Origin of the sequence: Pseudomonas sp. NPDC087612, assembly GCF_044743505.1 — a bacterium.
Lineage (GTDB): Bacteria > Pseudomonadota > Gammaproteobacteria > Pseudomonadales > Pseudomonadaceae > Aquipseudomonas.
Genome location: NZ_JBIUWO010000008.1, coordinates 146824 through 166634, shown reverse-complemented (window position 1 = coordinate 166634; position 19811 = coordinate 146824). Strand labels below are relative to the sequence as shown.

Here is a 19811-nt window from a genome sequence, read left to right as displayed (position 1 = left end):
GCTTGTCGCTTGCAGCTACCGCTTATAACCGATTGATCTAAAACTCTCGCTATCCGCACCGGTCAGTTTCCATGTGCCCGGGTTTCGGGCACCTTCCCCAACGGCAAAACCGGTAAGGACTTATGTGCGGATTAGCTGGAGAGTTTCGTTTCACCCCTGTTGCCCACCCACCACGCCCGGCGGACCTCGCCGCGGTCGAGCGGATCACCCATCACCTGGCACCTCGCGGCCCTGACGCCTGGGGTTTCCATAGCCAGGGGCCGATTGCCCTAGGCCATCGCCGGCTGAAAATCATGGACCTGTCCGACGGCTCGGCGCAGCCCATGGTCGATAACCCGTTGGGCCTGTCGCTGGCCTTCAACGGCGCCATCTACAACTTCCCCGAGCTGCGCAGTGAGCTGGAAAGCCTCGGCTATGCCTTCTACTCGGATGGCGACACCGAGGTGCTGCTCAAGGGCTATCACGCCTGGGGCGCCGACTTGCTGCCGCGCCTGAACGGCATGTTCGCCCTGGCGATCTGGGAACGTGACAGCCAGCAGCTGTTCCTCGCCCGCGACCGCCTCGGGGTCAAGCCGCTGTACCTGTCGCGCACCGGCGAACGCCTGCGCTTCGCTTCGAGCCTGCCGGCGCTGCTCAAGGGCGGCGACATCAACCCGGTGCTCGACCCAGTGGCGCTCAACCACTACCTGAACTTCCACGCCGTGGTGCCAGCGCCACGCACCCTGCTGGCCAATATCGAGAAACTGCCACCGGCCAGCTGGATGCGCATCGATGCCCAGGGCCGCTGCGAGCAGCAAGTCTGGTGGCACCTGCACTATGGCCCGCGCACCGATGAACAGGACCTGAGCCTGGAAGACTGGCGCGACCGCGTCCTCGACAGTACCCGCGAGGCGGTGGCGATTCGTCAACGCGCTGCGGTGGATGTCGGTGTGTTGCTGTCCGGCGGTGTCGACTCGAGCCTGCTCGTCGGCCTGCTGCGCGAGGTCGGTGTCGATGACCTGTCGACCTTCTCCATCGGCTTCGAGGATGCCGGCGGCGAGCGCGGCGACGAGTTCCAGTACTCCGACCTGATCGCCCGCCACTACGGTACCCGTCATCATCAGTTGCGCATCGATGAGCGGGAGATCATCGAGCAGTTGCCCGCCGCCTTTCGCGCCATGAGCGAGCCGATGGTCAGCCATGACTGCATTGCCTTCTACCTGCTGTCGCGGGAAGTGGCCAGGCACTGCAAGGTGGTGCAAAGCGGCCAGGGCGCCGACGAGCTGTTCGCCGGTTACCACTGGTACCCGCAGGTGGACGGCGCGCGCGATCCGTTCGCAGCCTACCGCGAGGCGTTCTTCGACCGCAGCTACGACGACTATGTCGCCACCGTGCAAGCGCCTTGGCTGCTCGATCACGACGCCGCCGGCGACTTTGTCCGCCAGCACTTCGCCCAGCCCGGCGCCAGCGATGCGGTGGATAAAGCCCTGCGCCTGGACAGCACGGTGATGCTGGTCGACGACCCGGTCAAACGGGTCGACAACATGACCATGGCCTGGGGCCTGGAAGCGCGCACGCCGTTCCTCGACTATCGCCTGGTCGAGCTCTCGGCGCGCATCCCGGCGCGCTTCAAGCTGCCCGACGGTGGCAAGCAGGTGCTCAAGGAAGCGGCGCGGCTGGTCATCCCCAGTGAAGTCATCGACCGCAAGAAGGGCTACTTCCCGGTACCGGGGCTCAAGCACCTGCAGGGCGCAACCCTGGACTGGGTGCGTGAGTTGCTGCTTGACCCCAGCCAGGACCGCGGCCTGTTCAACCCCGCCGCCCTCGACCGCCTGCTCAGCGATCCCCACGGCCAGCTGACGCCGCTGCGCGGCTCCAAGCTCTGGCAACTGGCTGCCTTGAACCTGTGGCTCAGCGAACAAGGAATCTGATCGATGAAAGCCCATGCCTCACCTTACGGCCAGCGCCTGCTGCGCGGCCAGGTGCCGTCCTATGAGCGACTGCAGGCGCAACTGGCCGGCGATGGCAGCCAGCCCCACGACCAGCCGCGTTCGCTGCACTGCGGCTGGGGGCGGCTGCTGATCGGCCACACCTACCCCGACCCGGCCAGCCTGGCCAGCGCCCTGCTCGACGAACGCCCCGGCGAGCGCGACATTGCCCTGTACGTGGCGGCGCCGCAGCAGGTGCTGGCCCAGTCCCCGCAGCAATTGTTCCTCGACCCGTCCGACACCCTGCGCCTGTGGTTCAGCGACTACCGCCCGGCGCAACGGGTGTTTCGCGGTTTTCGTATCCGCCGGGCGCAGAGCGACAGCGACTGGCAGGCGATCAACGCCCTGTACCAGGCCCGCGGCATGCTGCCGATCGACCCCGAGTTGCTGACCCCGCGCCATCAGGGCGGGCCGGTGTACTGGCTGGCCGAAGACGAAGACAGCGGCGCGATCATCGGCAGCGTCATGGGCCTGAATCATCACAAGGCCTTTGCCGACCCGGAACACGGCAGCAGCCTCTGGTGCCTGGCGGTGGACCCACAGTGCACCCGCCCCGGTGTCGGCGAAGTGCTGGTGCGGCATTTGATCGAGCACTTCATGAGCCGCGGCCTGACCTGCCTCGACCTCTCGGTGCTGCACGACAACCGCCAGGCCAAACGCCTGTACGCCAAGCTGGGGTTTCGCAACCTGCCGACCTTCGCGGTCAAGCGCAAGAACGGCATCAACCAGCCGCTGTTCCTCGGCCCAGGCCCTGAAACCGGGCTCAACCCCTATGCGCGGATCATCGTCGAGGAGGCGTACCGGCGCGGTATCGAGGTGCAGGTCGACGATGCCGATGGCGGCCTGTTCACCCTTATCCATGGTGGTCGGCGGGTACGTTGCCGCGAGTCGCTGAGCGACCTGACCACGGCGGTGAGCATGACCCTGTGCCAGGACAAAAGTCTGACCCACAAGGTACTGAGCGCCGCAGGCTTGCAGGTGCCGGCGCAGCAACTGGCCGGCAATGCCGATGACAACCTGGCCTTCCTCGAAGACCATGGCGCGGTGGTGGTCAAGCCGCTGGACGGTGAGCAAGGCAACGGCGTGGCGGTAAACCTCAGCACCCTCGATGAAATCAGTGCAGCGGTAGAAAGCGCCCGGCGCTTCGACAGCCGCGTGCTGCTGGAAAGCTTTCATGCCGGCCTTGACCTGCGCATCGTGGTCATCGGTTTCGACGTGGTCGCCGCCGCCATCCGCCACCCGGCGCAGATTGTCGGCGACGGCCAGCACGCCGTCGGCGCCCTGATCGAAGCCCAGAGCCGTCGGCGTCAGGCGGCAACGGGCGGTGAAAGCCGCATCCCCCTGGACCACGAAACCCAGCGCACCCTGCACGCTGCCGGGGTCGATTACGACAGCGTACTGCCTGCCGGCCAGCGCCTGGCTGTGCGCGGCACCGCCAACCTGCACACCGGCGGCTGCCTGGAGGACGTCACCGAGCGCCTGCACCCGGTGCTGGTCGACGCTGCCATCCGCGCCGCCCGCGCCCTGGACATCCCGGTGGTGGGCCTGGACCTGATGGTCAAGGCCGCCGACCAGCCCGACTACGTGTTCATCGAAGCCAATGAACGCGTCGGCCTGGCCAACCATGAACCGCAACCGACTGCCGAGCGCTTCGTCGACCTGTTGTTCCCCCACAGTCGACCCGCGCCATGAGCACAGGAGTTCGCATGCCCCAACAGCTTCCCGAACCGGACCTCACGTACTTGCAGAAAGTCCTGCTGGAAATGCTCGCCATTCCCAGCCCCACCGGCTTTACCGACACCATCGTGCGCTATGTTGCCGAGCGCCTCGAGGAGCTCGGCATCCCCTTCGAACTGACCCGCCGCGGCACCATCCGCGCTACCCTCAAGGGCCGCAAGAGCTCGCCCGACCGGGCGGTGTCCGCCCATCTGGATACCATCGGCGCCAGCGTGCGGGCGATCCAGGACAACGGCCGGCTGTCGCTGGCGGCGGTGGGCTGCTGGTCCAGCCGCTTTGCCGAAGGCAGCCGCGTCAGCGTGTTCACCGACAGCGGCGTGCTGCGCGGCAGCGTGTTGCCGCTGATGGCCAGCGGCCACGCGTTCAACACCGCCATCGATCAGATGCCGGTCAGTTGGGAGCACATTGAGTTGCGCCTGGATGCCTACTGCACCACCCGCGCCGATTGCGAGTCGCTGGGCATCGGCATCGGTGACTTCGTCGCCTTCGACCCACTGCCCGAGTTCACCGAAAGCGGCCATATCAGCGCCCGCCACCTGGATGACAAAGCCGGTGTCGCGGCGCTGCTGGCGTCGCTCAAGGCCATTGTTGAAAGCGGCGCACAGCCGTTGATCGACTGTCACCCGCTGTTCACCATCACCGAAGAGACCGGCTCCGGCGCCGCTGCCGCCCTGCCCTGGGACGTCAGCGAGTTCGTCGGCATCGATATTGCCCCGGTCGCGCCCGGGCAACACTCCAGCGAACACGCGGTCAGCGTCGCCATGCAGGATTCGGCCGGCCCCTATGACTATCACCTGACGCGCCACTTGCTCAAACTTGCCCGCGAACACGAACTGCCGGCTCGCCGCGATGTGTTTCGCTACTACTTCAGCGACGCGCATTCGGCGATCACCGCCGGTCACGATATTCGCACCGCCCTGCTGGCCTTCGGTTGCGACGCCACCCATGGCTACGAACGCACGCACATCGACAGCCTGGCGGCGCTGAGCCGCCTGCTGACCGCCTACCTGCTCAGCCCGCCGGTGTTTGCCAGCGACTCGCAAGCCACCGGCAGTTCGCTGGAAAGTTTCAGCCACCAGCTTGAGCACGATGCACAGATGGAAAGCGATACCCGGGTGCCGGCCGTCGACAGCCTGGTCGGCAACAAAAACTAGCGCCTACACAGCCAGGACAGGTTTGGCGTAGCATGGCGCTACCTTTTCGCCAGACCTGTCCTGTTCATGCTGATTCCCTACGACCAACTGGAAGCCGAAACCCTCACCCGCTTGATCGAGGATTTCGTCACCCGCGACGGCACCGACAACGGTGACGACACCCCGCTGGAAACCCGCGTGCTGCGGGTGCGCCAGGCGCTGGCAAAAAAACAGGCGTTCATTCTGTTCGACCTTGAAAGCCAGCAATGCCAGCTGCTGGCCAAGCACGACGTGCCCAAGGAACTGCTCGACTGATTCAACCGGCCTGCTTGGCCAGTTGCTCGACGATACGCTTGTAGATCTCCGCCCGGTGCACCTCGATGTGCCGCGGCGCGCTGATGCCGAAGCGCACGGTGTTGCCGTCCACCGACAACACCTTGATCTTGATGTCATCGTCGATGGCGATGATTTCGCCTATTTCGCGGCCTATTACCAACATGCTCCGATCCTCCACAAATCAGGGAATTCGGAGACTGCACGGGGTGCCGGACGCCTTCAATGCTCCGACGGCGAATTAGACCCATCCCACTTAGCTGGGCGATTTTGCCTACAGATTTCTTGAGTTTTCGACCCTTCAGGCACTCTGCAAACGTGGCCCGAGGACGATGATGCTGGCCCCCAGCACGCACAACAACGCGCCGATCCAGTCAGTGCCCAGCGGCCGCGCCCGCTCGACCAGCGCCAGCCACAACAGCGAAGTGACGATGTAGATACCGCCATAGGCGGCATAGGCGCGCCCGGCATACGCCGCTTCGACCCGGGTGAGGATCAGCGCGAACAGGGTCAGGCTGAGCAAGGCCGGGGCAATCCACCAGGCGCTCTTGCCCAGGCGCAGCCACATGTAGAAGGCATAGCAACCGCCGATCTCGAAGATCGCCGCGAGGAAAAACCACAGGTAATTGATCACACCAGGTACTCAAGGCTGTTCAAAGGATGGCCAAGAATACCTGATGGCGACGCTCAAGCCTGGGACGGCCGCGCCTTGGCGCGCATTTTCTCGGCCATGCTGGCCATCTCGTCGTAGAGCATCTGCGGGTTGCGCTGCTTGAGCTTCCAGGCTTCGCGGCCCTGCTCATGCGGCAGGATCAGGAACTCGCCGGCGGCCACTTGCTGGTGGATGTAGTCGGCGATATCGGCGGCGCTGATCGGCGAGCTTTCCAGCAGCTTGCCGACCTGGGCTTTCATCGCCGGGGTCGGGCCACGGAACGAGTCGAGCAGGTTGGTCTGGAAGAACGACGGGCACACCACGTGCACCGCGACCTCCTGCTGGCGCAGCTCGATCAGCAAGCTTTCCGACAGGGCCAGCACCCCGGCCTTGGCGACGTTGTAGTTGCTCATCGCCGGGCCTTGCATCAGGGCGGCCATCGAGGCGATGTTGATGATCCTGCCCTTGCTGCGCTCGAGCAGTGGCAGGAAAGCCTTGCAGCCCTTGACCACGCCCATCAGGTTGATTGCGATCTGCCAGTCCCAGTCCTCCAGCGACAGCTCGGCGAAAAACCCGCCCGAGGCCACCCCGGCGTTGTTGACGATCACATCGATGCCGCCGAACTTTTCTTCGCAGGCCTGGGCCAGGGCGGTGAGCTGACTGTAGTCACGCACATCGCAGCGCTGCACGAAACCGTCGGCGCCGGCCTCGCGTACCAGCGCCAGGGTTTGCTTGAGGCCGGCCTCGTTGACATCGGCCAGGGCCAGTTGCCAGCCCTCGCGCGCCCAGCGCAAGGCAATTTCGCGCCCAAGCCCCGAGCCGGCACCGGTAATCATCATGCGCTTTTGCATAGCAGCTGCCTTGTACTGTTCTGGAAAGTTCAGGCCAGTGTAGCGAAGCCAAGGCCGCCACCCACGCAGTATCAGGATGCTGAATAGCCGGGGCAAACAGCGGTGAACGTGACTAATAAAGATGGGATAAAACTTTTAGCCACTGGCAGCAGTCGGAATTAACAGGCGGGCATGAAACACATGACCGAAGAGATGGATTGCAGCGTAACGCCTACTTCTCAAGCCAAACAAGGAAACTGCCATGGGCACCATACTTATCATCATCCTGATTCTGCTGTTGATCGGTGGCTTACCCGTCTTTCCGCACTCCAGAAGTTGGGGCTATGGGCCATCCGGCATCATCGGTACGGTGCTGATCATCCTGCTGATCCTGTTGTTGCTCGGCAAGATATAGAAAAGCTGCAAGCCATAAGCAGCAAGCCGCAAGTCAAAGCAGTACGCGTACGGCTTCAACTTGCGGCTTGTGACTTGGAGCTTGCAGCCAAAAAGGCAGCCAAAGGCTGCCTTTTTGCTTACTTAGTGAGACACCGCACCGCTGGCACCCAGGCCAGTCTGCGAGCGCACGAACTGCGGGAAGAACAGCGCACGTTCATCATCGGCGGCCTTGGACTTGTCGGTGATCGAGAAGAACCAGATACCGGTAAAGGCAATGATCATCGAGAACAGCGCCGGGTACTCGTACGGGTAGATCGCCTTCTCGTGGCCGAGGATCTGCACCCAGATGGTCGGGCCGAGGATCATCAGCGCCACGGCACTGATCAGGCCCATCCAGCCACCGATCATGGCTCCACGGGTGGTCAGTTTCTTCCAGTACATCGACAGCAGCAGTACCGGGAAGTTACAGCTGGCAGCGATGGAGAACGCCAGGCCGACCATGAAGGCGATGTTCTGGCTTTCAAACAGGATGCCCAGGCCGATCGCCAACACGCCAAGGGCGACGGTGGTGATCTTCGACACGCGGATTTCATCCTTCTCGTTGGCTTTGCCCTTCTTGATCACGCTGGCATACAGGTCGTGGGACACCGCCGAGGCACCGGCCAGAGTCAGGCCGGCAACCACCGCCAGGATGGTGGCGAAGGCCACTGCCGAGATGAAGCCGAGGAACACGCTGCCACCCACGGCATCGGCCAGGTGCACCGCCGCCATGTTGTTGCCGCCGATCAGGGCGCCGGCAGCGTCCTTGAACTCAGGGTTGGTGCTGACCAGCAGGATCGCGCCAAAGCCGATGATGAAGGTCAGGATGTAGAAGTAGCCGATGAAACCGGTGGCATACAGCACGCTCTTGCGCGCTTCCTTGGCGTCGCTGACAGTGAAGAAGCGCATCAGGATGTGCGGCAGGCCAGCGGTACCGAACATCAGCGCCAGGCCCAGCGAGAACGCCGAGATCGGATCTTTGACCAGCCCGCCCGGGCTCATGATCGCTTCACCTTTGGGGTGAACCTTGATCGCTTCGGAGAACAGCGCGTTGAAGTCGAAGTTGACGTGCTTCATCACCATCAGCGCCATGAAGCTGGCACCGGAGAGCAACAGCACGGCCTTGATGATCTGTACCCAGGTGGTCGCGAGCATGCCGCCGAACAGCACATACATGCACATCAGGATGCCCACCAGGATCACCGCGACGTGGTAGTCCAGGCCGAACAGCAGCTGAATCAGCTTGCCGGCACCGACCATCTGCGCGATCAGGTAGAACGCCACCACCACCAGCGAGCCCGAGGCCGACAGGGTGCGGATTTCCTTCTGCCCGAGGCGATACGAGGCGACGTCGGCAAAGGTGTATTTACCCAGGTTGCGCAGGCGCTCGGCGATCAGGAAGAGGATGATCGGCCAGCCGACCAGGAAGCCGATCGAGTAGATCAGGCCATCGTAACCGGAGGTGAACACCAGGGCGGAAATACCCAGGAAGGATGCGGCCGACATATAGTCGCCGGCAATCGCCAGGCCGTTCTGGAAACCGGTGATGCGCCCGCCGGCGGCATAGTAGTCGGAAGCGGACTTGTTGCGCTTGGACGCCCAGTAGGTGATGCACAGGGTGGCACCGACGAAGGCGACGAACATGACGATCGCCGAGACGTTCAAGGGTTGTTTCTGCACCGCGCCGGTGAGGGCGTCAGCGGCCCAGACGGCGGGTGCAAAAACGCCGAAGGCCAGGGTTGCCAGTAGACGCCGGATCATTGCTGAGCCTCCTTGAGGATCGCCTTGTTCATCTCGTCGAACTCGCCATTGGCGCGACGCACGTAGATGGCCGTGAGGATGAAAGCCGAGATGATCAGACCGACACCAAGGGGAATACCCCAGGTGATCGACGAGTCAGGGCTGAGCTTGGCACCGAGAATATGCGGGCCATAGGCAATCAACAGGATGAAGGCGGCGTAAAGACCGAGCATGATCGCCGAGAGAATCCAGGCGAAACGTTCGCGTTTTGAAACCAGCTCCTTGAACCGCGGGCTGTTTTGTATCGAGAGGTAAATGCTGTCGTTCATTGTTTTTGTCCTCGCAGCACAGATTAGGTAGTACCCACTCCACTTTATGCTGCCTTCGAACGCACTCCAGACGACCTTAGTCTTAGATGCAAAACTCTTTTACCGATTCGGTAACAGCCTGAAACGACAAGGGCCGCACCGGCGTTTCGCGGGTGCGGCCCTGGAAGGTGCCAGATAGAGGCTTTAAGCCATTATTTGCCGGTCCACTCGGCTACGCGCTCCGGGTGTTTGGCCACCCAGTCCTTGGCTGCGGCTTCAGGTTTTGCGCCCTCTTGAATGGCCAACATGACCTCGCCGATTTCATCCTTGGACTGCCACTGGAACTTCTTCAGGAACGCCGCCACTTCCGGCGCCTTGCTGTCCAGTTCCTTGCTGCCGATGCTGTTGACGGTTTCGGCGGCGCCATACACGCCTTTGGGGTCTTCGAGGAACTTGAGCTTCCACTTGGCGAACATCCAGTGCGGCACCCAGCCGGTCACCGCGATCGATTGCTGCTTGGCATAGGCGCGGCCAAGCTCTGCGGTCATCGCCGCGCCAGAGCTTGCCTGCAGTTTGTAGCCGGTGAGGTCGTAGTCCTTGATGGCCTGGTCGGTCTTGAGCATGACCCCGGAGCCTGCGTCGATGCCGACGATTTTCTGTTTGAAGCTGTCATCGGTCTTGAGGTCGGCCACCGAGCTGGCCTTGACGTATTCGGGGACGATCAGGCCGATCTTGGCATCCTTGAAGTTGGGGCCGTAGTCGACCACGTTGTCCTTGTTCTTGGTCCAGTATTCGCCATGGGTTACCGGCAACCAGGCCGAGAGCATGGCGTCGAGCTTGCCGGTGGCCACCCCCTGCCACATGATGCCGGTGGCCACGGCCTGCAGTTTGACGTCATAGCCGAGCTTCTGCCTGATGACTTCGGCGGCGACGTTGGTGGTCGCCACACTGTCGGACCAGCCATCGACATAGCCGATGCTCACTTCCTTGGCCAGCGCTTGCCCCGCGCCAATGGCCAGTACCAGGGCGGTGCCCACCCCCAGGAGTCGTCGCATTTTCATCCAAGCATCCCCTCGTCACGTCACGGAAGCTGCATCATCAACCGCGCATGGTCGCTGACCTGCTCTGGTAGCGACCTCGGGACAACGAGAAACGACATCACATCGCCAGCCATTGAAATCGTTACATCAAGCAACACCCACCCTGACGATCTTTGTAGCCCAAGGCTTTGGCCGGCGCCATTTGCGGGTACTATTGACGGCTTTGTTTCCAGACGGTCTGTTCCATGTCCTCGACTGCGCGCTTCCCGCTATTACCCTACCTGTTCGCCTGCCTGCTGGGCCTGTTCGCCCTCGCAGGGCTGTGGTACGGCCTGGGCAAGCCGGTGGTGCTGCCGGATGCGGCCAGCGCGTCGCACAAGCTGCAGTGCGCCTCCTACACCCCGTTCGACAAGGACCAGTCGCCGTTCGACCAACCGTTCCAGCTGCGCCCGGCGCGCATGGACGCCGACCTGGCCTTGCTGGCCGAGCGTTTCGAGTGCATCCGCACCTACTCGATGACCGGCCTTGAGGCCATCCCCGACCTTGCCCGCAAGCATGGCCTGAAGGTGATGCTCGGCGCCTGGATCAACGCCAACCCGGTGGATTCGCAAAAAGAGGTCAAGGCCCTGATCGCCTCGGCCAATGCCAACCCGGACGTGGTCAAGGCGGTGATCGTCGGCAACGAAACCCTGCTGCGCAAGGAAGTCACCGGCCCGCAACTGGCGGCGCTGATCAACCAGGTGAAAAGCCAGGTCAGCGTGCCGGTGACCTACGCCGATGTCTGGGAGTTCTGGCTGCAACACCCCGAGATCGCTCCGGCGGTGGACTTCCTGACCATCCACCTGCTGCCCTACTGGGAAGATGACCCGAAGAGCATCGACGATGCCCTGGTGCACGTCGGCGAGATCCGCCAGGTGTTCGGCAACCGCTTCGCGCCCAAGGAGATCGTCATTGGCGAAACCGGCTGGCCGAGCGAAGGCCGCCAGCGCGAAACCGCCCTGCCCAGCCGGGTCAACGAGGCACGCTTCATTCGCGGCTTCGTCGCCATGGCCGAACAGCACGGCTGGCAGTACAACCTGATCGAAGCTTTCGACCAGCCTTGGAAACGTGCCAGCGAAGGCGCCGTGGGCGGCTACTGGGGCCTGTATGACGCCGACCGCCAGGACAAGGGCATCCTTGAAGGGCCGGTGAGCAACCTGGTGTTCTGGCCGCAGTGGCTGGGCGCAGGTGTCGTGCTGTTCGCCGCCACCCTGCTGCTGGCCGGGCGCGTACGCGGCACTCGCAGCGCCTTGCTGTTGCCACTGCTGGCGGCCCTGGCTGCGGCCAGCCTGGGCCTGTGGGGCGAACAGTTGCGCATCAACAGCCGCTTTGTCGGCGAGTGGGTCTGGGCGATTGTGCTGGTGGGCCTGAACCTGCTGGTGCTCGCCCATGCTGCGCTGGCCTTGTCGCAACGCCAGGGCTGGCGCCAGCGGGCCTTCGCCTGGCTCCAAGCGCGTGGCGGCTGGTGGTTGCTGGCGGCGGGTTTTGCCGCGGCGGTGAGCATGCTGGCGCTGGTGTTCGACCCGCGTTATCGCAGCTTCCCCAGCCCCGCCTTGCTGTTGCCGGCAGTGGTGTACCTGCTGCGGCCGGTGGCGGCACGCTGGGGCGAAGCGGCCTTGCTGGCGTTGATCATCGGCGCCGGCATCGCCCCGCAGCTGTACCGTGAAGGGCTGAGCAACCAGCAGGCGCTGGTCTGGGCCGGGGTGAGCGTGCTGATGGTGGCGGCGTTGTGGCGTAGCTTGCGGGTTCGGGTTCAGCAGTAACCGGGGCTGCTTCGCACCCCATCGCTGGCAAGCCAGCTCCCACAAGATCCCTGTGGGAGCTGGCTTGCCAGCGATGGCAGCGCCGCAATGTCAGCTGGAGCGCCGCACCAAGCGCAACCCCGCCAGCACCACTGCAAACACGGCAATGCTCGCGGTGTACAACACCAACGCCGGAATGCCGCACACCAGTGCCGCCACCGCCAGGCGCCAACCCGCGCGCCCTGGCACCAGCATGGCCAGCAGTGCCAGGCCCAGGGCCGACCAGGCCACGATCCTGAAGTGAATCATCAACCCCATCAGCGAACGCGCCTGGCAGCCCCACAGTTGTGCCTGGTCGGCGCAGGTCGCCACCCAGTGGGCATCTTCCATCAGCACATAACGCAGCCCATAGCTTGCCGCCAGCCACAAGGGCAGAAACACCAGCAATGCGATCAGCGGTAAACGGCGGGACATGCGACACTCCAGAAACATGAAAATCGGCGCCCAGCATAATCGTCCGGGGCGTCTATGCAAGGCAAAAGCGCCAGCCTCAGCTACTTTGTCCTGTAGATAAATGGAACCAATTGTTGCGAATCCTCATTGGACGGCGGCAACATCTGGGACGATAAATGCCGGAGCGCCAGGCAACTTTGCCGGGGCCACCATGGTCCTAGCCTGCGTAACGCACTTTGCTGCTGCATTTTTGGGGATCCGTCATGCTTCGTTCTCTGCGCCTCGCTGCCCTGTTGGGTGGCTTTATCTCGAGTGCGTGCGCTTGGGCACAAACCATCGACGCGGCCAGTTACGGCTATCCGTTGACCAACCCGTTCGAGGCGACCATCGCCACGACGCCGCCGGAGCTACGCCCGGAGCTGCCTAGCGACGACGACATCACCCAGTCCGACTACAGCCTGAACATGCGCCCGGAGCGGGCCTTCACCCTGCCCGACAATTTCTGGCCAGTGAAAAAGCTCAAGTATCGCCTGGCCCGCCAGGACCACGAGGCGCCGCTGATTTTCCTGATTGCCGGCACCGGCGCGCCCTACTCCAGCAGCATCAACGAGTACCTGAAAAAGCTCTACTACAAGGCTGGCTACCACGTGGTGCAGTTGTCATCGCCGACCAGCTTCGACTTCATCACCGCGGCCTCGCGCTACGCCACCCCCGGGGTGACCAAGGAAGACGCCGAAGACCTTTACCGGGTGATGCAGGGCGTGCGCGCTCAGCACCCGCGCCTGCCGGTCAGCGAGTACTACCTCAGCGGCTACAGCCTCGGCGCCCTGGATGCGGCGTTTGTCAGCCACCTGGATGAAACCCGGCGCAGCTTCAACTTCAAGCGCGTGCTGCTGCTCAACCCGCCGGTCAACCTCTACACCTCGATCAGCAACCTCGACAAGCTGGTGCAGACTGAGGTCAAGGGCGTCAACAACAGCACCACCTTCTATGAGCTGGTGCTCAACAAGCTGACCCGCTACTTCCAGCAGAAGGGCTACATCGACCTCAACGATGCGCTGCTGTACGACTTCCAGCAGTCACGCCAGCACCTGTCCAACGAGCAGATGGCAATGGTCATCGGCACCTCGTTCCGCTTCTCGGCGGCCGATATCGCCTTTACCTCCGACCTGATCAACCGCCGCGGCCTGATCATCCCGCCCAAGTACCCGATCACCGAAGGCAGCAGCCTCACGCCGTTCTTCAAGCGCGCGTTGCAATGCGACTTCGACTGCTACCTGACCGAGCAGGTGATCCCCATGTGGCGTGCCCGCACCGACGGCGGCAGCCTGTTGCAACTGGTCGACCAGGTCAGCCTCTACGCGCTCAAGGACTACCTGCAACAGAGCCCGAAAATCGCCGTGATGCACAACGCCGACGACGTCATCCTCGGCCCTGGCGACCTGGGCTTCCTGCGCAGCGCCTTCGGCGATCGCCTGACCCTGTACCCCCACGGCGGCCATTGCGGCAACCTCAATTATCGCGTCAACAGCGACGCCATGCTGGAGTTCTTCCGTGGTTAAACGCCTACTGATCATTAGCGCGCTGCTGGCCTGCGGCCTGGCCCAGGCGGCTGAAGAAACCGCACCGCGCGCCAGCGTCATCGAAGCCGATCCGGTCGATGCCGATGGCTTCACCGAACCGCTCAAGGCACTCAAGTTCAACCCCGGCCTGGACCAGCGCGAATTCGAACGCTCGACCCTGGCGGCGCTGAACGTCTACGACCCGCTGGAATCGATGAACCGGCGCATCTACCACTTCAACTACCGCTTCGACCAATGGGTGTTCCTGCCGGTGGTCAACGGCTACCGCTACATCACCCCGCACTTTGTGCGCAGCGGCGTGAGCAACTTCTTCAGTAATGTCGGCGATGTGCCGAACCTGCTCAACAGCCTGCTGCAGCTCAAGGGCAAGCGCTCGATGGAAATCACCGCGCGCCTGCTGCTCAACACCACCATCGGCGTCGCCGGCCTGTGGGACCCGGCAAGCAAAATGGGCCTGCCGCACCAGAGCGAGGATTTCGGCCAGACCCTGGGCTTCTACGGCGTACCCGAAGGCCCGTACCTGATGCTGCCGATCCTCGGCCCGTCGAACCTGCGCGATACCGGTGGCCTGGCGGTGGACTACGGCGCCGAGAACTGGATCAACTTCCTCAACGTCGCCGAGGTCAGCAGCAACCATCCGGAAGTCTGGGTACTGCGCGCTGTCGACAAGCGCTACACCACCAGCTTCCGCTATGGCCAGCTCAACTCGCCGTTCGAGTACGAGAAAGTACGCTACGTCTACACCGAGGCGCGCAAGCTGCAGATCGCCGAGTAAGCGGCTTCAGTTGGGCGCCGGCAGGCCAAGAAAGCCGCACAGCTCGCGGCGCTTGGCCAGGGCGTCGCGGCGCCCGAGTTCGATCAGCTCGCTGCAATAACCGGCTTCAAACAGCAGGTAGCTGAGCACCCCGGCGCCGCTGGTTTTGGTCGCCCCCGGGCCACGCAAAAACAGCCGCAGCGCCGCCGGCAACTCACGCCGGTGGCGGGCGGCGATCTCGTCCAGCGGCTGGCTGGGCGCGACCACCAGCACCTCGACCGGTGCCAGGCCCAGGCGCCGGCGTTCCAGGTGCTCGGGCATCAGGTGGCTAAGGTGGTTGAGCCGCTGCAGCAGCTCGATATCGTCTTCCAGGCTGTCAATGAAGGTGCTGTTGAGCATGTGCCCGCCGATTTGCGCCAGGCTCGGCTGTTGGCCGCTGAAGATGCGCTGGCGCATTTCGCCTTCATGGGGCCGCTGCGGGTTGCCGCTGACCCCGACCACCAGTACCCGGCTGGCGCCCAGGTGCAGGGCCGGGCTGATCGGCGCCGACTGGCGCACCGCGCCATCACCGAAGAATTCCTCACCCAGCTTGACCGGAGCGAACAGCAAGGGGATCGCCGAGCTGGCCAGCAGGTGCTCGACGCTCAGGCGGGTCGGCAGGCCGATACGCCGGTGGCGCAGCCAGGGGTCGATGGCGCCCTTGCCCTGGTAGAAGGTCACCGCCTGGCCGGACTCGTAGCCAAAGGCCGTCACCGCCACCGCGCGCAAGTGCTGCTGCTCGATGGCGTGGCCGATGCCGTTGAGGTCCAGGTGCTGGCTGAGCAGTGTGCGCAACGGCGAGCTGTCGAGCAGCGCCACCGGAACCGGCGCGCCGAGGCCGAGCAGGCTGTGACCGACGAAGCGGCTGGCCTGGCGGATCACCCCGGGCCAGTCGCTGCGCAGCACCTGATGGCTGCGAAAGCCCTGCCAGAAACTGGTCAGGCGGCGGATCGCGTCAGCAAAATGAGTGGCGCCGCTGGCCAGGGTCACGGCATTGATGGCGCCGGCCGAGGTGCCGACGATCACCGGAAAGGGGTTGGCGGCACCGGGCGGCAGCAGGTCGGCAATGCCGGCCAGCACACCGACCTGGTAGGCGGCGCGGGCGCCGCCGCCAGAGAGGATCAAGCCGGTGATCGGTTCAGCCATTTTACCTTCCTGGATTTTTGGTGAATTCACCGCGGGTCAAGCCCGCTCCCACACACAGTTGTGGGAGCGGCGGTGCGACGACTCGACTTGCCCCGCGATAGCCTCAACGCCGTTTTTCGTAGAGCTTCGGCGCCCCCGGCGGACGCGACTTGAAGCGCCGATGCGCCCACAGGTACTGCTCCGGGCATTCGCGCAGCGCCGTTTCGATCCACTGGTTGATGCGCAGGCAGTCGGCCTCTTCGGTCTCACCAGGGAAATCCGCAAGCGGCGGATGAATCACCAGCCGGTAACCGCTGCCATCGGCCAGGCGCTGCTGGGTGAAGGGGATCACCCGAGCCTTGCCCAGGCGGGCGAACTTGGTGGTGGCGGTGACGGTCGCCGCTTCGATGCCGAACAGCGGCACGAACAGGCTCTGCTTGGCGCCGTAGTCCTGGTCGGGTGCGTACCAGATGGCACGGCCGGCGCGCAGCAGCTTGAGCATGCCGCGCACGTCCTCGCGCTCTACCGCCAGCGAATCGAGGTTGTGCCGCTCGCGGCCACGGCGCTGGATGAAGTCGAACACCGGGTTGCCGTGCTCGCGGTACATGCCGTCGATGGTGTGTTCCTGCCCCAGCAGCGCGGCGCCGATCTCCAGGGTGGTGAAGTGCAGGGCCATGAGGATGGCACCCTGGCCATCACGCTGGGCGGCCTGCAGGTGCTCGAGCCCTTCGATGTGCGCCAGGCGCGCCAACCGGGCCTTTGGCCACCACCAGCTCATGGCCATTTCGAAGAAGGCGATGCCGGTGGAAGCGAAATTTTCCTTGAGCAGGCGCTGCCGTTCGACGGACGGTAGCTCGGGGAAACACAGTTCCAGGTTGCGCGCCGCGATGTAGCGGCGTTCGCCGGCCACCAGGTACATCAGCGCCCCCAGGGCACGGCCGATCACCAGCAAGGCCCGGTACGGCAGTTGCACGATCAGCCACAGCAGGCCCAGGCCCAGCCACAGCGGCCAGAAGCGCGGGTGCAGAAAGTAACGACGAAAACGCGGGCGATCCATTAAAGATTCCGGAAAGACAAGGGCCGGGCATTCTACAACGGTTCGGCACGGGTTGCGGCCAACCGGTGTTCTCGTTATAAGTCTGGGCACTTTTTCGTAACAAGCCGCCCTAATGCAGACCATGAGCCAAACCCAAACGCCAGACCAAGACCCCGTGTTCCAGCTCAAGGGCAGCATGCTCGCCATTACCGTGCTCGAGCTCGCCAGGAACAACCTCGAAGGCCTCGACCGGCAGTTGGCGGCCAAGGTCGCCCAGGCGCCGAATTTCTTCAGCAATACCCCGCTGGTACTGGCCCTGGACAAGCTCCCGGCCGGCGAAGGCGCGGTCGACCTGCCCGGGCTGATGCGCGTCTGCCGCCATCACGGCCTGCGCACCCTGGCCATCCGCGCCAGCCGTATCGAAGACATTGCCGCGGCGATCGCCATCGACCTGCCGGTGCTGCCGCCCTCCGGTGCCCGTGAGCGGCCGCTGGAGCCGGAGCCGGAAGTGAAGAAGCCCGAGCCTGCGCCCGCCCCCGTGGCGCCGCCGGAGCCGGCCATCCGCCCGACCAAGATCATCACCACCCCGGTACGCGGCGGCCAGCAGATCTACGCTCAGGGTGGCGATCTGGTAGTAGTGTCGTCGGTCAGCCCGGGCGCGGAACTTCTCGCCGATGGCAACATCCATGTGTACGGTGCAATGCGTGGGCGGGCACTGGCCGGGATCAAGGGCAATACCCGGGCGCGGATCTTCTGCCAGCAGCTGACCGCCGAGATGGTCTCGATCGCCGGGCAATACAAGGTCTCCGAAGACCTGCGCCGCGATCCGCTGTGGGGGGCCGGGGTACAGGTCAGCCTGTCCGGTGACGTGTTGAACATCACCCGTCTTTAACGGATACTTGCCGCCATTTTCTGCGCAACTTTTTTCGATGTTGCCGTTTTTTGTATTTTTTGGGACTCGACGTCCTTTTCTTTAGGGGTGAAACACCTTGGCCAAGATTCTCGTGGTTACATCCGGCAAGGGTGGTGTGGGTAAGACCACCACCAGCGCCGCTATTGGTACCGGCCTCGCACTGCGCGGCCACAAGACTGTCATCGTCGACTTCGACGTCGGCCTGCGTAACCTCGACCTGATCATGGGCTGCGAACGCCGCGTGGTGTACGACTTCGTCAACGTCGTCAACGGCGAAGCCAACCTGCAGCAAGCGCTGATCAAGGACAAGCGCCTTGAGAACCTCTACGTGCTGGCCGCCAGCCAGACCCGCGACAAGGACGCGCTGACCCAGGAAGGCGTGGAAAAAGTCCTGATGCAGCTCAAAGAGGACTTCGAATACGTGGTCTGCGACTCGCCGGCCGGTATCGAGAAAGGCGCCCACCTGGCCATGTACTTCGCTGACGAAGCGATCGTCGTGACCAACCCGGAAGTCTCCTCGGTACGTGACTCGGACCGTATGCTGGGCCTGCTGGCGAGCAAATCGCGCCGCGCCGAACGCAACGAAGACCCGATCAAGGAACACCTGCTGATCACCCGCTACCACCCGGAGCGCGTCAGCCAGGGCGAAATGCTCGGCGTCGAAGACGTCAAGGAAATCCTCTCGGTGGCCCTGCTGGGCGTGATCCCTGAATCCCAGGCGGTGCTCAAGGCATCCAACCAGGGCGTACCGGTCATCCTTGACGACCAGAGCGATGCTGGCCAGGCCTATAGCGATACCGTTGACCGCCTGCTGGGCAAAAACGTGGAACATCGGTTCCTTGATGTGAAGAAGAAGGGATTCTTCGAGCGCCTGTTTGGAGGCAACTAACCAATGAACCTTTTTGACTTCTTTCGTGCCAGCAAAAAAGTAAGCACCGCCTCGGTCGCGAAAGAGCGTCTACAGATCATCGTGGCGCACGAGCGCGGTCAGCGCAGTACTCCGGACTACCTGCCAGCCCTGCAGAAGGAACTGGTGGAAGTGATCCGCAAGTACGTCAACATCGGCTCCGATGATGTGCAGGTCGCTCTGGAGAACCAGGGCAGCTGCTCGATCCTCGAACTCAACATCACCCTGCCCGATCGCTGATAGCGTTTTCGGGCACCCTGTGGGAGCGGGCTTGACCCGCGATTGCGATCTGCCAGTCATATCGCGTCGCGGGTCAAGCCCGCTCCCACAGCTATTTTGGAACACGCAATGCCGCTGTCCAACGTACACATCCTGCATGAAGATGACGCCATCCTGGTGGTCAACAAACCGACCCTGCTGCTGTCCGTGCCGGGCCGGGCCGAAGACAACAAGGATTGCCTGATCACCCGCCTGCAGGAAAACGGCTACCCCGATGCCCTGATCGTCCACCGCCTGGACTGGGAAACCTCGGGGATCATCCTCCTGGCCCGCGACGCCGACAGTCATCGCGAACTGTCCCGGCAGTTCCACGACCGCGAAACCGAGAAGGCCTACACCGCACTGTGCTGGGGCCAGCCGCAGCTCGACAGCGGCAGCATCGACCTGCCGCTGCGCTACGACCCGCCGACCAAGCCACGGCACGTGGTCGACCATGAGCAGGGCAAGCATGCCCTGACCTTCTGGCGCATCGTCGAGCGCTGTGGCGATCATTGCCGGGTCGAGCTGACGCCGATCACCGGGCGCTCGCACCAGTTGCGCGTGCACATGCTGTCGATCGGTCATCCGTTGCTGGGTGATCGCCTGTATGCCTGCCCCGAGGCGCTGGCGGCCCATGAGCGGCTGTGCCTGCATGCAAGCATGCTGAGCTTTACCCACCCGGTGTCCGGGGAGCGGTTGCGCTTCGAGTGTCCGGCGCCGTTTTGACGGCGCCAGCGGCAAGCTTCAAGCTTCAAGCAGTCACCCTGCATTGAGTTGCGCCGCCTCT

General features: G+C 63.6%; 21 protein-coding genes. 12 read left to right on the top strand and 9 right to left on the bottom strand.

The annotated features are described in order from the left end of the window. Positions 1–122: 122 nt before the first annotated feature. The 4 genes from ACIOVF_RS18055 to ACIOVF_RS18040 all read left to right on the top strand — a co-directional run bounded on the left by ACIOVF_RS18055 (position 123) and on the right by ACIOVF_RS18040 (position 5152). Positions 123–1910: an N-acetylglutaminylglutamine amidotransferase gene (locus tag ACIOVF_RS18055; RefSeq protein ID WP_401291254.1), complete on the top strand. Its 1788-nt coding sequence runs from the start codon at positions 123–125 to the stop codon at positions 1908–1910. A 3-nt stretch (positions 1911–1913) separates the two neighbouring features. Next, on the top strand, positions 1914–3659 hold the full coding sequence (gene ngg, locus ACIOVF_RS18050; RefSeq protein WP_401291251.1) for an N-acetylglutaminylglutamine synthetase: 1746 nt from the start codon (positions 1914–1916) through the stop codon (positions 3657–3659). Positions 3660–3673: 14 nt separating this feature from the next. Beyond that, positions 3674–4858: an osmoprotectant NAGGN system M42 family peptidase gene (locus ACIOVF_RS18045; RefSeq protein ID WP_045195427.1), complete on the top strand. Its 1185-nt coding sequence runs from the start codon at positions 3674–3676 to the stop codon at positions 4856–4858. Between the two features lie 66 nt (positions 4859–4924). Continuing rightward, positions 4925–5152, top strand: a complete 228-nt coding sequence (locus ACIOVF_RS18040; protein ID WP_045195429.1) for a YheU family protein — start codon at positions 4925–4927, stop codon at positions 5150–5152. A 1-nt stretch (position 5153) separates the two neighbouring features. On the opposite strand, the gene csrA is transcribed toward ACIOVF_RS18040, so the two are convergent. The 3 genes from csrA to ACIOVF_RS18025 all read right to left on the bottom strand — a co-directional run bounded on the left by csrA (position 5154) and on the right by ACIOVF_RS18025 (position 6673). After that, a complete protein-coding gene (csrA, locus tag ACIOVF_RS18035) occupies positions 5154–5336 on the bottom strand; it encodes a carbon storage regulator CsrA (protein WP_045195430.1) in 183 nt (60 codons plus the stop codon). A 135-nt stretch (positions 5337–5471) separates the two neighbouring features. Further along, positions 5472–5804: a YnfA family protein gene (locus tag ACIOVF_RS18030; protein WP_045195432.1), complete on the bottom strand. Its 333-nt coding sequence runs from the start codon at positions 5802–5804 to the stop codon at positions 5472–5474. Between the two features lie 53 nt (positions 5805–5857). Continuing rightward, positions 5858–6673, bottom strand: a complete 816-nt coding sequence (locus ACIOVF_RS18025; RefSeq protein ID WP_195884810.1) for an SDR family oxidoreductase — start codon at positions 6671–6673, stop codon at positions 5858–5860. 241 nt (positions 6674–6914) lie between these two features. Between ACIOVF_RS18025 and ACIOVF_RS18020 the strand changes: the two genes are divergently transcribed. After that, positions 6915–7067, top strand: a complete 153-nt coding sequence (locus tag ACIOVF_RS18020; protein ID WP_010224169.1) for a DUF3309 family protein — start codon at positions 6915–6917, stop codon at positions 7065–7067. A gap of 122 nt (positions 7068–7189) precedes the next feature. Here the strand turns inward: ACIOVF_RS18020 and ACIOVF_RS18015 are convergent, their stop codons facing one another. From ACIOVF_RS18015 to ACIOVF_RS18005, 3 genes are all read right to left on the bottom strand, one after another. Continuing rightward, positions 7190–8848, bottom strand: a complete 1659-nt coding sequence (locus tag ACIOVF_RS18015) for a cation acetate symporter (protein ID WP_045195438.1) — start codon at positions 8846–8848, stop codon at positions 7190–7192. Further along, positions 8845–9156, bottom strand: a complete 312-nt coding sequence (locus ACIOVF_RS18010; protein WP_038994010.1) for a DUF485 domain-containing protein — start codon at positions 9154–9156, stop codon at positions 8845–8847. The genes ACIOVF_RS18015 and ACIOVF_RS18010 overlap by 4 nt, the downstream gene beginning before the upstream one ends. Positions 9157–9347: 191 nt before the next feature. After that, positions 9348–10196 carry a glycine betaine ABC transporter substrate-binding protein gene (locus ACIOVF_RS18005; protein ID WP_045195441.1) on the bottom strand — a complete coding sequence of 283 codons (849 nt, stop codon included), beginning with the start codon at positions 10194–10196 and terminating at the stop codon, positions 9348–9350. A gap of 224 nt (positions 10197–10420) precedes the next feature. On the opposite strand from ACIOVF_RS18005, the gene ACIOVF_RS18000 reads away from it, so the two are divergent. Beyond that, the gene (locus ACIOVF_RS18000) at positions 10421–11977 is read left to right on the top strand and encodes a beta (1-6) glucans synthase (protein ID WP_401291241.1); all 1557 of its coding nucleotides are present in this window, start codon (positions 10421–10423) and stop codon (positions 11975–11977) included. A gap of 90 nt (positions 11978–12067) precedes the next feature. Here ACIOVF_RS18000 and ACIOVF_RS17995 read toward each other — a convergent pair whose 3' ends face one another. Further along, complete coding sequence (locus ACIOVF_RS17995; RefSeq protein ID WP_045195445.1) at positions 12068–12430, bottom strand: hypothetical protein; 363 nt, start codon at positions 12428–12430, stop codon at positions 12068–12070. Between the two features lie 242 nt (positions 12431–12672). Here ACIOVF_RS17995 and ACIOVF_RS17990 point away from each other — a divergent pair, with 242 nt between their 5' ends. Beyond that, complete coding sequence (locus ACIOVF_RS17990) at positions 12673–13971, top strand: hypothetical protein (RefSeq protein WP_045195447.1); 1299 nt, start codon at positions 12673–12675, stop codon at positions 13969–13971. Then, entirely contained in the window at positions 13964–14767 is an 804-nt protein-coding gene (locus tag ACIOVF_RS17985; RefSeq protein ID WP_258607721.1) for a VacJ family lipoprotein, read from the top strand. The genes ACIOVF_RS17990 and ACIOVF_RS17985 overlap by 8 nt, the downstream gene beginning before the upstream one ends. A gap of 6 nt (positions 14768–14773) precedes the next feature. Here the strand turns inward: ACIOVF_RS17985 and ACIOVF_RS17980 are convergent, their stop codons facing one another. Together ACIOVF_RS17980 and ACIOVF_RS17975 are read right to left on the bottom strand one after the other, a co-directional pair. Further along, positions 14774–15931, bottom strand: a complete 1158-nt coding sequence (locus ACIOVF_RS17980; RefSeq protein WP_401291236.1) for a patatin-like phospholipase family protein — start codon at positions 15929–15931, stop codon at positions 14774–14776. A gap of 103 nt (positions 15932–16034) precedes the next feature. Beyond that, positions 16035–16967 (bottom strand): lipid A biosynthesis lauroyl acyltransferase, encoded by a 933-nt coding sequence (locus ACIOVF_RS17975; RefSeq protein WP_045195451.1) that lies wholly within the window; start codon positions 16965–16967, stop codon positions 16035–16037. Between the two features lie 121 nt (positions 16968–17088). On the opposite strand from ACIOVF_RS17975, the gene minC reads away from it, so the two are divergent. The 4 genes from minC to ACIOVF_RS17955 all read left to right on the top strand — a co-directional run bounded on the left by minC (position 17089) and on the right by ACIOVF_RS17955 (position 19750). Next, positions 17089–17838, top strand: coding sequence for a septum site-determining protein MinC (gene minC / locus ACIOVF_RS17970; protein ID WP_093387360.1), 750 nt, complete (start codon positions 17089–17091; stop codon positions 17836–17838). Positions 17839–17935: 97 nt separating this feature from the next. Next, positions 17936–18748: a septum site-determining protein MinD gene (minD, locus tag ACIOVF_RS17965; protein ID WP_045195453.1), complete on the top strand. Its 813-nt coding sequence runs from the start codon at positions 17936–17938 to the stop codon at positions 18746–18748. A 3-nt stretch (positions 18749–18751) separates the two neighbouring features. After that, the gene (gene minE, locus ACIOVF_RS17960; RefSeq protein ID WP_010224188.1) at positions 18752–19006 is read left to right on the top strand and encodes a cell division topological specificity factor MinE; all 255 of its coding nucleotides are present in this window, start codon (positions 18752–18754) and stop codon (positions 19004–19006) included. Positions 19007–19114: 108 nt separating this feature from the next. After that, positions 19115–19750, top strand: coding sequence for an RluA family pseudouridine synthase (locus ACIOVF_RS17955; RefSeq protein WP_045195455.1), 636 nt, complete (start codon positions 19115–19117; stop codon positions 19748–19750). The last annotated feature ends 61 nt before the right edge of the window (positions 19751–19811 follow it).